Here is an 11,098-nt window from a genome sequence, read left to right on the forward strand (position 1 = left end):
TTCAACGTCGGTGTTTGGGCATCCTGGCCTCGGGTACACCCGGCTACCGCGATCTACAGCCCAGTTGGATCTGTGGCCCAGTCAACCAGTGATATCCGTGACCGCCCTGCCTCGGTCACGGATCGCGATCGACCGTGCCGGGAGGCGATATGTTCACCCACAACAAAGATCTGCAGTTCGAAGTCCGGGTCAGCGAGCCGGATCCGCGTTTTGCGTCGTTGCTCATGGAGCAGTTCGGTGGCGCCAACGGTGAACTCACCGCCGCGCTGCAGTACTTCACGCAGGCATTCGTCCTGCGCGAGAAGAATCCGAAGATGTACGACCTGTTCATGGACATCGCGACCGAGGAACTCAGTCACCTGGAGATAGTCGGTACCACCATCACCATGCTGCTCGACGGCCTGAACGACAATCTCAAGGTTGCCCACGAGCGCTGTGACTGGATGCCCGCGGTGGCCAGCAAGACGGGCAAAGAACAGGCCATCCACCAGGTTGCTGTCAATCCGATGTTCCTCGTGCTCAGCGGGGGTGGGCCGGATGTCAAGGATTCCGCGGGCAACAACTGGACCGGGGCGTTCATCGACGCCAACGGAGATCCCACCGTGGATCTGCGCAACAACCTCGCAGCCGAGTCCAGGGCCAAGGTCGTCTACGAGTACCTGAAGCAGTTCACCGACGATCCCGGTGTCCAGGACACGTTGACGTTCCTGATGACCCGAGAGATCGCGCACTATCAGCAGTTCACTGCCGCGCTCAACGAATTGCCGGTGAACTTCCCGCCAGGTCAGCTGCCGGGCGATCCGCGGTTCCAGAACGTCGCCTTCAACATGAGCAACGGCGACGGATCCGTGCGCGGACCGTGGAACGAAGGTCAGGGTCCATGGCCCGAGGGGATCGAGTGGGATTACGTCGAAGACCCCGAGCGGCAGTGGTTGGGAACATCGCTGCGCGGCAACACCGGTGCCGAACGTAACCCAGATGGCCAACCCGCAGTCGAGGGTGACAAGCCGTTCACCCACGAGCAGCACGCCGCCACGAGCTGAGCCACCGATCGACAAGGAGCGGACATGGATGCCTTGACATTTCTGCGCGAGGACCACAAGAGCGTGCTCGGCATGCTGGAGGTGCTCGACGGCGCGCCCTCCGGCGAGGGGGCGCAGCGCAGTGGCCTGGAGACGATGGTGACCAACCTGGTCATTGCCGAATCCCAGCACGAGGCGATCGAAGAGCAGTTCTTCTGGCCGGCGGTTCGTGAGGTCCTCGAGGACGGCGACGAGTTGGCCGACCGCGCCGTGAAACAGGAGCAAGAGGGTAAGCAGCTACTCCAGCAATTGGAGGATGGGGCGCCCGGCGATCCCGAGTATCAGGATGCGTTGCAGAAGTTCGTAGCCCTCGGTCGTGAGCACATCGCGTTCGAGCAGGAAGTGGTGTGGCCCAGGTTCGAAGCCGCTGTCACGCATGAGCGGCTCGTGGAACTGGGAGAGAAACTGGAGCGGGCGAAGAAGATCGCCCCGACCCGGCCGCATCCCGACACCCCACCGAGCGCGGGTGTTCTCAAGATGGTCGGAATGGTGACCGCGACCATGGACCATATTCGCGATGCGGCTACCGGACGTGCCGCGGACAACCCGCCCGACCCGCAGGTGCACTGACTGATGAGCCGCGAAAATCCTTATCGGACAGCGGTTTAGTCAACTCATGCCGGGCGGCGACCGTCACCATGATGGTCGCCGCCCGGACCTGTGTGTTCGTTCAGTGTCTTGACCGAAAATCTATCTCAGCAGGAATGGCAACGTTTTTCGCCGATTTCTTGATTGCTTCCACATAAGGGGTCACACTGAAACATGATGGCTGAGCCTGGAGAATGCGCGACGATGCTGCGGGCGGCCGGACTTCGCGTCACGCGGCCCCGGCTGGTGGTCATGGACGCTGTGCAAGAGAACCCGCACGCCGATACGGACGCGATTTTCCATGCCGCCCGCCGCGTCCTTTCCGACATATCCCGTCAGACCGTCTACGACGCCCTCGGTGCGCTGACCACCGTGGGGATGGTGCGCCGAATTCAACCGGCAGGCGCGACCGCCCGGTACGAGTCCAGGGTTGGCGACAACCACCATCATCTGGTGTGCCGGTCCTGCGGGACCATCGCCGACGTCGACTGTGCGGTCGGCGAGGCGGCATGCCTCTCGGCCTCCGATGATCTCGGGTTCGAGATCGACGAGGCCGAGGTCATCTACTGGGGTCTCTGTCCCGAGTGTGTACGAATGCGATCTTCCTGATCGATGCGACGACGTTGTGCAGCCCGCACGAAAACCGACGAAAGGCGAATCCATGTCCGATACCTCTGATGCCCGGCCTCCGCACTCCGACACCAAGACCCACAGCGGCAGTGAATCCGAGAATCCCGTCATCGACTCGCCCAAACCGAAATCCCATGCACCGCTGACCAACCAGGACTGGTGGCCAGGGCAGGTGGATGTCTCGGTGCTGCACAAGCAGAACCCCAAAGGCAATCCGCTCGGCACCGACTTCTCCTACAGCGAGGCGTTCGCAACGCTCGACCTCGAGGCACTGCGCGCCGACATGCTGGCGTTGATGACCTCATCGCAGGATTGGTGGCCCGCTGACTACGGCAGCTACGCGGGGCTGTTCATCCGGATGAGCTGGCATGCGGCAGGTACGTACCGCATCTACGACGGGCGCGGCGGCGGTGGCCAGGGTGCACAACGCTTCGCACCGCTGAACAGCTGGCCCGACAATGCCAACCTGGACAAGGCACGGCGACTGCTGTGGCCGATCAAGCAGAAGTACGGCAATGCGCTGTCCTGGGCCGATCTGATCGTGTACGCCGGGAACGTCGCGCTTGAGTCGGCCGGTTTCGAGACCTTCGGTTTCGGGTTCGGCCGTGAGGACATCTGGGAGCCCGAGGAGGTGCTCTACGGGCAGGAGGACACCTGGCTGGGCACCGACAAGCGTTATGGCGGAAGCAACGACAGCGATCGCAACCTGGCCGAGCCGTTCGGTGCCACCACTATGGGCCTCATCTACGTCAACCCCGAGGGTCCCGAGGGTAAGCCCGATCCATTGGCGGCGGCTCACGACATCCGTGAGACATTCGGCCGGATGGCGATGAACGACGAGGAGACCGCGGCGCTGATCGTCGGCGGTCACACGCTGGGCAAGACCCACGGTGCGGCCGATGTCAACGTCGGCCCGGAACCCGAGGGCGCGCCCATCGAACAGCAGGGACTCGGCTGGAAGTGCCCCTTCGGTTCCGGCAATGCCAACGACACGGTGACCAGTGGACTAGAGGTGGTGTGGACGGCGACCCCAACCCAGTGGAGCAATGGTTACCTGGAGATCCTGTACGGCAACGAATGGGAGTTGACCAAGAGTCCCGCCGGTGCGTGGCAGTTCGAGGCCAAGGATGCCGAAGCCACCATTCCCGACCCGTTCGGAGGGCCTCCCCGCAAGCCCACGATGTTGGTCACCGATGTGTCGATGCGGGTCGACCCCATCTACGGCCAGATCACCAGGCGTTGGCTGGACCATCCGGAGGAGATGAACGCCGCGTTCGCCAAGGCGTGGTACAAGCTGCTGCATCGCGATATGGGCCCGGTGAGCCGCTATCTCGGCCCGTGGATTGCCGAGCCGCAGTTGTGGCAGGACCCGGTACCCGCCGTCGACCATCCGCTGGTCGACGAGTCCGATATCGCGACCTTGAAGGGCAAGGTGCTCGAATCCGGGCTGTCGGTTCCCCAGCTGGTGAAGACCGCGTGGGGCGCTGCCTCGAGCTTCCGCGGCACCGATAAGCGCGGTGGTGCCAATGGTGCCCGCATCCGACTTGAGCCACAACGCAACTGGGAGGCAAACGAGCCTTCCGAACTGGACAAGGTGTTGCCGGTATTGGAGAAAATCCAGCAGGACTTCAACGGCTCTGCCGATGGAGGCAAGAAGATTTCGCTGGCCGATCTCATCGTGCTGGCCGGCTCGGCCGCCATCGAGAAGGCGGCCAGGGACGGCGGGTTCGACGTGACGGTGGATTTCGCGCCCGGTCGTACCGACGCAACCCAGGAGAACACCGATGTGGAATCGTTTGCGGTGTTGGAGCCGCAGGCCGACGGCTTCCGCAACTTCGTTCGGCCGGGGGAGAAGACCGCACTGGAGCAGTTGTTGGTCGACAAGGCCTACTTCCTGGATCTGACCGCCCCGGAGATGACTGTGCTGATCGGTGGTCTGCGCACCATCGGAGCGAATCACGGCGGGACCAAGCACGGCGTGTTCACCAGCCGGCCGGGGGCGTTGACGACGGATTTCTTCGTCAACCTGCTCGACATGGGCACCGAGTGGAAGGGTTCGGAGTCCGCCGAGAACGTCTACACCGGATACGACCGCGCGACCGGTGAGGTGAAGTGGACGGCGACCGCCAACGATCTGGTGTTCGGCTCGAATTCTGTGCTGCGGGCGATCGCTGAGGTGTACGCCCAGCAGGACAACCAGGCGAAGTTCGTCGAGGACTTCGTCAAGGCGTGGGTGAAGGTCATGAACAACGACCGGTTCGATCTGGACTGATCCCGTCCTCAGCTGGATGTGAATCCTCGGCGGCCGCAAGGCATCGTGGCCGTCGGGGATTCACACTCGCGCCCGGCTTTTCTACCATCGGGTGATGGGGGAGTCGGAGACCACCGCGGACGGACACCATGTGGTCATCAACGGGCGACGATGGCGGGCAACAGATCCGGCGATACCGGAGGATCGACGGTCCGAACTGGTCTCGATCTTGATGGCGTGGCGTCGGGAGGTGCGCCGGACCAAAGGCACCGAGGCGGAAGCCGCCTCGCGGGCGGGCGTGCAGGCGGCCAAGGTGGCGTTGGGCGAACGAGGTCAGCCGCCGTGGTGGGAGCAGTCGCCCGAGCAGCGCCGTGACCGCTGGCAGCGGGCGGTGCCGGAGCCCCCGTGATGACTCAGCGACGGTATTCGGCGAGCGCGTCGGTGGCGATGCGCTGGTAAGCCAGCCACATGTCTTGACCCATGGCGCGAATTCCGACGGCGTTGTAGTGCCGGTCGATATCGCTGTTGAACATGTCGCGATTGCCAGGCACGAAAGCCGTCCGTGGTATGCGGTTGGGCGTGTCGCGGTGTACGGCGTCGATCGGTGGATAGTCCTTACCGCTGCGTTCCATCTCCTCGGGAACCATGCCGCCGAGGATGATGGGGGTGTCCTTGCCGTACCTGGCGCGCAGATCGTCGAACAGCGCATCCAGGTGCTGCTGGTACTCCGAGGCCGATATCAGGGGCACATCGGATTCACCCTGGTGCCAGAGCACCGCCGCGACCGTGCTGCCGGGGCGATGGGCCAGCGCGGCGTCGATGGAGCGCACCGCCTCGCGGTACAGGTTTCGTCGGGTGGAGGTGTCGGTGATGTCCCAGGTGTAACCGTTCTTCGGATGAAATGACGTGTCGCCGCGGGCACACGGAACCAGCAGCACGGTCCTGTCGGTCGCGTCGGCGAGCGCCTTGCCGAAGGTGACTCCGAAACCGACTCGCCGAGCCGGTGTTTCGTGGAACAAGGGATCGACGCCGAGCACGACCGTGTTCTTCGACGGACCGCTGTTGGCCCACTGGTGCACACGCGGGTGAGGCCGGTCTGCGCCGTCACGGTCGAGCGGCAGACCCATTCCATAGGCGTTGGATTGGCCGAGGATCGCGACGATCAGGTAGGGGTCGTCCGGCGGGGTGACGGGCACCCCTTTCGGGGCAATCCGTCGTTTGACGGCGCATTTGAGCTCGAACGCCAGTCGCTTCCACAGCGGTGCATCACCGTCTGGATTCCTGGGTGTGCGCATGGCCAGCACAGTACAACTCACCCGCGTCGGACACGCGAAACGGCGGTGATCCGTCGGCTTTTGCACCGACTACCTCGATCCGGCGTTTCCGATGGATCGAGTTTGGGCAGTGTGAAGTTATGACCGACAACGATAAAGTCACTGTGGAAAGAACCATCGCTGCCCCGGTGTCGGCGGTCTTCGATGTGTTGTCCAATCCGCACCGTCATCCCGCTCTCGATGGTTCGGGATTCGTGCGCAGCGTGGATCATGCCGACCGGATTCAGAAGGTCGGTGAAGTGTTCACGATGAACATGCAGGGTGATCACATGGGCGGGGAGTACCAGACCGACAATCACGTCACCGGATATGCCAAGGACAAGCTGCTCGCCTGGCAGACCGCACCGGCAGGTACCGAGCCGCCTGGCTGGGAATGGTTGTGGGAGTTGGAATCTCAGGGCCCGAACGAGACGTTGGTGCGCCACACCTATGACTGGTCGAAGGTGACGGACAAGAAGCTGTTGGAAAAGGTGAAGTTCCCGCTGGTCACTCAGGGTCAGCTCGATGACACACTGTCACGACTGGCGACCGAGGTCGCGTCGTCCTGAGGTGTCGACGAATGTGCTCCACCACCGGACGGTGGTGGAGCACATTCATCTCGATTGCTGTCATCCACGCCCGGTCTTGGCCTGGAGTTCCTCGATGAGGTCAGATGCCTGGGCTTTGGTGGCGTCGTCGGGAACCTCGACTCCCGCCTCCTGGGCCAGGGTCTGCAGATAGCTGCGCTGCGGACCGGTCATCGGCTCATCCCCGGTGACCCATTCCGAGGTGTCCTTTTCGGCGTTTTCCTGCGGTGCTGATGTGGTGTGCTCGCTCATGGACACCGAATGCCCATCGCACAAACATTCGAAACGTGGCGGCCCGTAGGCCGCCACGTTTCGATCACACTACGGGGTGCCGACGCAGACCGAACCGACGCACGCTCCGGCTCCACCGGGGCCCGCGCCCGCTCCGGCACCGGGAACACCTGCCGAGGCGCCACCGGGACCTGCTTCGGCTCCGGCACCCGGCACGCCGACCGATGCGCCACCCGGCCCGGCCTCGGCTCCTGCTCCGGGAACGCCGGCGTTGGCCCCGCCGGGTCCCGCGCCCGCGCTGGCTCCCGGCACGCTGGCGGTTGCGCCGCCCGGGCCTGCATCGGCGCCGCCGCCGGCCGGCGGCATGGGGGAGGACGGCGCGAGGGTGGTGGTGGCCGCGCCGGTCGATGGCGTCGTCGACATCGTCGATTCGGTGGTCGAGGTGGTTGTCGTGGTGTCCGGTGACTCGCTGTCGGAACTACAGGCGGTCAATCCGCCGAAGAGGACTGCGCCCGACACGGCGGCCGCAAGCGGGAGAGTCCGGGCGATTCGAAGGACGGTCATCTGACGGCTCGATTCTGCTAGTACGGCCGCTGGGCGGGATCAGATGTCGAGCCCAGCGAAATTGGCGTCGGTGATTTACCCGGTTTGTCCGGTTCTTAAGCGCCGACGTTGCCCAGCAGCCTTGCCAGCCCGTTGACCGTTCCGAGGCCGTGACCGAGTGGATAGGCGGCTCGGATGCAGTCGGTGACCCATCGTTTGGCGAAGCCGACGGCCTCGGGGACCGTGCGGCCGTGCGCCAATGCTGCGGTGATCGCGGCGGCGAGCGTGTCCCCGGCGCCGTGGTCATCGCGGGTGTCGATCCGCGTCGCGGCGTACTCGTGGAAGTCGGCCCCGTCGAACAGCAGGTCGGAACTGATCCGCGAGGTGCGCAGGTGACCGCCTTTGACCAGGGTCCATTGCGGGCCGAGGGCGTGTAGCGCGCGTGCGGCCTCGCGTTGGGTGGCATCGTCGACGACGTCGATGCCGACGAGAAGCCGAACCTCGTCCAGGTTGGGCGTGATCAGCGTCGCGGTGGGGATGAGTTCGGTACGCATGGCGTCCAGTGCGCTGGGATGCAGCAGGGGTTCGCCCACATTGGATGCACACACGGGGTCGACCAGGAATGGGATCGACCCGGTGAGGCCTGCGCTGCGCCATGTCGACACGACTGCCTCGATGATCTCGGTCGAGGCCAGCATCCCGGTCTTGGCCGCCTCGATCCCGATATCACCGGCCACCGCGGTGATCTGTCCGGCGACGACATCGGTGGGCACTTCGTGGAATGAGCTCACGCCGAGGGTGTTCTGCACCGTCACGGCGGTCACCGCCGCACACCCGTGCACACCGAGCATGGCGAAGGTGCGCATATCGGCCTGCAGGCCCGCGCTTCCGCCGGAATCGGAACCGGCGATGGTCATGACTCTGCGCGGCGTGTGGCCGGGCTCGGCCAGCGGTAGCTCGGTTGGGTCAGTCATCCGTCGTGTTCGTCGGTGGGGGTCAGGGCGAGGATGACATTAGCCGCCCGTTACCTGAGCAGCCGAGAATGGTCAGACATCTTCGGTCATCGCGAGCAATTTGTTTCGGGCCGATATCAGGTCGTCCTCGGTCAGGTACGGACTCTTCCTGGCCATGGCCAGGCCCTCGGCGGCATGTTGGATGACCAGGACCACATCCATCGGCAAACCATCGGCGGCCAGCGCGGTTCGCCAACGTTCGGCGTCCCAGATGAAGAGATCCTCGAAGATCTTCGGGTGCCCGAGGGCGGCGCTGAGGGCGGTGGGGTCCAGGAGCGTCGAGAGCAGATCATCGGCACCGGTCAGTGCGCGGATGTACGCGCGCATCAGCTTCCCCGGACGATTTTCGGAGAGATCGACCATGTTGTGGATCTCGGTCCAGTATCGCTGCACGATGTCTTCGGCCACGCCGAAGAGCAGTGCTTCCCTGCTGTGGAAATGGTGTCGCAGCCCGCTCTGGGTTACTCCGGCCGCCGTCGCGATATCGGCGAGACTGGCTTTGGATCCGCGATCGGCGAACATCTTTTCGGCTGAAGCGAGTATCGCGCGTCGGGTCCGCTCCTTGTCGCGGGTGACCGTCGGCTCAGTGGCCACCATGACTTTCCTTTCGCAGACCGGGGCGATCCGACGGGATCATCCGCCATGCTGCCACGGCGGCAAGGACCAGCAGACCCGCCGCGGTGAAGGACGTCGTCTGGACCGCGGTGGCAAAAGCGTCGCGTGCGTGCTCGACGACCACGGGGTCCGCAACCGTCGTGATCGTCTCGGCAAGCGAGGCATTCGCGGTCACGGCATCGTTGGCGGCAGTTTCGGCCGGCAGGTCCAGATGGCTCCGGTACATCAGGAAGTGCAGTGAACCGAGCGCCGCGATGCCGAGGGCTGTACCCAGTTCGTAGGCGGTCTCGGCTATCGCCGATGCTGCCCCCGCTCGCTCCTTCGGGACCGCGGACACCACCGCATCGGTAGACAAGGTCATGGCAATGCCGATGCCGAATCCGATGACAACGAGAGCAAGAGCCAAGGGCCAGTAGTCGGCGTGGAAGACGCTTACGCCGATGCCCGTCAATCCGAGCGCGCCGATTGCCAGCCCGAACCCGATCGCGCGTCCCACACCGAACCGCGTGCTCACGGCGCCGACGACGGCGATCACCGCGATCGATGCCAGCGTGCCGGGCAGTTCTGCCACACCGGCCTGTAGCGGACTGAACTCTCGAACGAGTTGCAGGTACTGCGAATAGAAGTAGAGAAGCCCGATGAACGCGAAGATGGCCAGCCCGTTGGAGGCGACGGCACCGGTGAACGCCGGAACCCGGAACAGCGTGATATCGAGTAGCGGATGGGGCAGTTTCCGCTGGCGACGGATGAAAAGCCAGCCGCTGACGATGCCGACGAGCGCGGCCACGGGAACGCCTGCGTCCCAGCCACTGCCCACCCAGTGCTTGACCGCATACACGATCGGCACGATGGCCGTGATCGACAGCAACGAAGACCGCACGTCGATCTTCTTGGCCGCATCGCCGCGTGATTCCGGGATGAGGACGGGACCGGCGGTCAGCACCAGTGCCATGATCGGCAGATTGACCAGAAACACCGAACCCCACCAATAGTGTTCCAGTAGCAGGCCCCCGACCAGCGGGCCGGCGGCGGCGCCGGCCATCGCGCCGGCCGACCAGATCGCGATGGCGGTGGTGCGTTGTTTCGCGTCGGCGAACATGGCCCGCACGATCGACAGCGTGGAAGGCATGAGGGTGGCTCCCGCGACGCCGAGTAAGGCACGAGCGGCGATGAGCGTGCCGGCATCCGGGGCGAAGGCGGCGAGTGTCGAGGCGATGCCGAAAGCGCTGGCTCCGACCAAGAGCAGCCGCTTGCGACCGATGCGGTCGGCGATGTTACCCATCGTGATCAGCAGACCGGCCAATACGAAGGAGTAGATGTCCCCGATCCACAGCAGCTCCGTGGCGCTGGGCCCGATATCGGCCGTCAGCGAAGGAACTGCCAGATAGAGGACGGTGCCATCGATGGCGAGCAGCGTCACCACGAGCACCAGCACCCCGAGCGCGGACCACTCGCGGCGTCCGGCCTTGATCGCGTCGGGCGTTTCGGAAACCATGGTCCGACCTTAACAGCTCAAGTAAGTTGTTAATAAGCTCATTTGAGTTGTGGTCGTGTTGCGGCAGTCAGGTTTGACGGTTTCGCCTAGGCTGTCGTCGTGGTGGTTCAGACCAAGGCGGAACGTGTCTCGCGCCCCGAGCGGCGCGCCGACAGTCGCGCGTTGATCCTCGACGCGGCGGTGCGCGCCCTGGTGGAGAACGGATACAGCGGTGCCACCACGGTCGTCATCCAGCGGTTGGCGGGGGTGTCCCGCGGCAGGTTGCTGCATTACTTCCCATCCAGGGACGCCCTGCTGGTCGCTGCTGCGCAGCACCTGGCCATCGAGCGGGTCGCCGAGATGGAACGGTGGTTCGACGCCGCGGTTCCCGACGGTGCCGCGAGTGGATCCGCGCGAATCGACTATGCGATCAGCTTGCTCTGGAGCACATTTCGGCAACCATACTTCTGGGCGGCGATGGAACTCTGGACCGCGGCGCGGACCGATCCCGGACTTCGCACGGGATTGGCGGATGCCGAGCGCAGACTCGGCCGAGCCATCGAACACGTCATCGCGACGATGTTCGGGCCGGTGCACAGCAGCCATCCAGCCTTTCCCGACCTACGTGACCTGCTTTTCAGCAGCATGCGCGGGGTGGCGCTGACCTATTCGATCGGCGAGCGCAGCGCTGATACCGATCCGCACCTTCGGCTGTGGAACGACCTGGCCGTCCGGATGCTGCTGGAACAGTCGGATACGCACTCTTCATAA

General features: G+C 64.4%; 13 protein-coding genes. 7 read left to right on the forward strand and 6 right to left on the reverse strand.

The window, feature by feature from the left end; all coding sequences use genetic code 11:
- Positions 1–149 precede the first annotated feature (149 nt).
- The 5 genes from IC40_RS0114145 to IC40_RS0114165 all read left to right on the forward strand — a co-directional run bounded on the left by IC40_RS0114145 (position 150) and on the right by IC40_RS0114165 (position 4,960).
- A complete protein-coding gene (locus tag IC40_RS0114145; RefSeq protein WP_030135358.1) occupies positions 150–1,043 on the forward strand; it encodes a manganese catalase family protein in 894 nt (297 codons plus the stop codon).
- 24 nt (positions 1,044–1,067) lie between these two features.
- On the forward strand, positions 1,068–1,652 hold the full coding sequence (locus tag IC40_RS0114150) for a hemerythrin domain-containing protein (protein WP_030135359.1): 585 nt from the start codon (positions 1,068–1,070) through the stop codon (positions 1,650–1,652).
- A gap of 195 nt (positions 1,653–1,847) precedes the next feature.
- Positions 1,848–2,279, forward strand: coding sequence for a Fur family transcriptional regulator (locus IC40_RS0114155; protein ID WP_030135360.1), 432 nt, complete (start codon positions 1,848–1,850; stop codon positions 2,277–2,279).
- A gap of 52 nt (positions 2,280–2,331) precedes the next feature.
- Complete coding sequence (gene katG / locus IC40_RS0114160; RefSeq protein WP_030135361.1) at positions 2,332–4,572, forward strand: catalase/peroxidase HPI; 2,241 nt, start codon at positions 2,332–2,334, stop codon at positions 4,570–4,572.
- 94 nt (positions 4,573–4,666) lie between these two features.
- Positions 4,667–4,960: a hypothetical protein gene (locus tag IC40_RS0114165; RefSeq protein ID WP_030135362.1), complete on the forward strand. Its 294-nt coding sequence runs from the start codon at positions 4,667–4,669 to the stop codon at positions 4,958–4,960.
- 4 nt (positions 4,961–4,964) lie between these two features.
- Here the strand turns inward: IC40_RS0114165 and IC40_RS0114170 are convergent, their stop codons facing one another.
- Entirely contained in the window at positions 4,965–5,846 is an 882-nt protein-coding gene (locus IC40_RS0114170) for a sialate O-acetylesterase (RefSeq protein WP_030135363.1), read from the reverse strand.
- 119 nt (positions 5,847–5,965) lie between these two features.
- Between IC40_RS0114170 and IC40_RS0114175 the strand changes: the two genes are divergently transcribed.
- Positions 5,966–6,433: an SRPBCC family protein gene (locus IC40_RS0114175; protein ID WP_030135364.1), complete on the forward strand. Its 468-nt coding sequence runs from the start codon at positions 5,966–5,968 to the stop codon at positions 6,431–6,433.
- A gap of 60 nt (positions 6,434–6,493) precedes the next feature.
- Here IC40_RS0114175 and IC40_RS0114180 read toward each other — a convergent pair whose 3' ends face one another.
- From IC40_RS0114180 to IC40_RS0114200, 5 genes are all read right to left on the reverse strand, one after another.
- The gene (locus IC40_RS0114180) at positions 6,494–6,703 is read right to left on the reverse strand and encodes a DUF3072 domain-containing protein (RefSeq protein ID WP_030135365.1); all 210 of its coding nucleotides are present in this window, start codon (positions 6,701–6,703) and stop codon (positions 6,494–6,496) included.
- A gap of 69 nt (positions 6,704–6,772) precedes the next feature.
- Positions 6,773–7,246, reverse strand: a complete 474-nt coding sequence (locus IC40_RS27860) for a hypothetical protein (RefSeq protein ID WP_157837322.1) — start codon at positions 7,244–7,246, stop codon at positions 6,773–6,775.
- Between the two features lie 95 nt (positions 7,247–7,341).
- Positions 7,342–8,199: a bifunctional hydroxymethylpyrimidine kinase/phosphomethylpyrimidine kinase gene (gene thiD / locus IC40_RS0114190; RefSeq protein ID WP_030135367.1), complete on the reverse strand. Its 858-nt coding sequence runs from the start codon at positions 8,197–8,199 to the stop codon at positions 7,342–7,344.
- A 72-nt stretch (positions 8,200–8,271) separates the two neighbouring features.
- Entirely contained in the window at positions 8,272–8,835 is a 564-nt protein-coding gene (locus IC40_RS0114195; RefSeq protein WP_030135368.1) for a TetR/AcrR family transcriptional regulator, read from the reverse strand.
- Positions 8,822–10,348 (reverse strand): MFS transporter, encoded by a 1,527-nt coding sequence (locus IC40_RS0114200; RefSeq protein ID WP_030135369.1) that lies wholly within the window; start codon positions 10,346–10,348, stop codon positions 8,822–8,824. The genes IC40_RS0114195 and IC40_RS0114200 overlap by 14 nt, the downstream gene beginning before the upstream one ends.
- Positions 10,349–10,447: 99 nt before the next feature.
- On the opposite strand from IC40_RS0114200, the gene IC40_RS0114205 reads away from it, so the two are divergent.
- Positions 10,448–11,098 carry a TetR/AcrR family transcriptional regulator gene (locus tag IC40_RS0114205; RefSeq protein WP_030135370.1) on the forward strand — a complete coding sequence of 217 codons (651 nt, stop codon included), beginning with the start codon at positions 10,448–10,450 and terminating at the stop codon, positions 11,096–11,098.

The sequence above is a fragment of the Mycolicibacterium neoaurum ATCC 25795 genome (genome assembly GCF_000691525.1).
Taxonomy (GTDB): Bacteria; Actinomycetota; Actinomycetes; order Mycobacteriales; family Mycobacteriaceae; genus Mycobacterium; species Mycobacterium neoaurum.

What these genes read in the sequence shown, in the direction of transcription:
- IC40_RS0114155 (WP_030135360.1), top strand. Translation starts at nt 1,848, where the DNA reads ATGGCTGAGCCTGGAGAATGCGCGACGATGCTGCGGGCGGCCGGACTT.
- IC40_RS0114145 (WP_030135358.1), top strand. Translation starts at nt 150, where the DNA reads ATGTTCACCCACAACAAAGATCTGCAGTTCGAAGTCCGGGTCAGCGAG.
- thiD (WP_030135367.1), bottom strand. Translation starts at nt 8,199, where the DNA reads ATGACTGACCCAACCGAGCTACCGCTGGCCGAGCCCGGCCACACGCCG.
- IC40_RS0114170 (WP_030135363.1), bottom strand. Translation starts at nt 5,846, where the DNA reads ATGCGCACACCCAGGAATCCAGACGGTGATGCACCGCTGTGGAAGCGA.
- katG (WP_030135361.1), top strand. Translation starts at nt 2,332, where the DNA reads ATGTCCGATACCTCTGATGCCCGGCCTCCGCACTCCGACACCAAGACC.
- IC40_RS0114150 (WP_030135359.1), top strand. Translation starts at nt 1,068, where the DNA reads ATGGATGCCTTGACATTTCTGCGCGAGGACCACAAGAGCGTGCTCGGC.
- IC40_RS0114195 (WP_030135368.1), bottom strand. Translation starts at nt 8,835, where the DNA reads ATGGTGGCCACTGAGCCGACGGTCACCCGCGACAAGGAGCGGACCCGA.
- IC40_RS0114165 (WP_030135362.1), top strand. Translation starts at nt 4,667, where the DNA reads ATGGGGGAGTCGGAGACCACCGCGGACGGACACCATGTGGTCATCAAC.
- IC40_RS0114200 (WP_030135369.1), bottom strand. Translation starts at nt 10,348, where the DNA reads ATGGTTTCCGAAACGCCCGACGCGATCAAGGCCGGACGCCGCGAGTGG.
- IC40_RS0114175 (WP_030135364.1), top strand. Translation starts at nt 5,966, where the DNA reads ATGACCGACAACGATAAAGTCACTGTGGAAAGAACCATCGCTGCCCCG.
- IC40_RS0114180 (WP_030135365.1), bottom strand. Translation starts at nt 6,703, where the DNA reads ATGAGCGAGCACACCACATCAGCACCGCAGGAAAACGCCGAAAAGGAC.
- IC40_RS27860 (WP_157837322.1), bottom strand. Translation starts at nt 7,246, where the DNA reads ATGACCGTCCTTCGAATCGCCCGGACTCTCCCGCTTGCGGCCGCCGTG.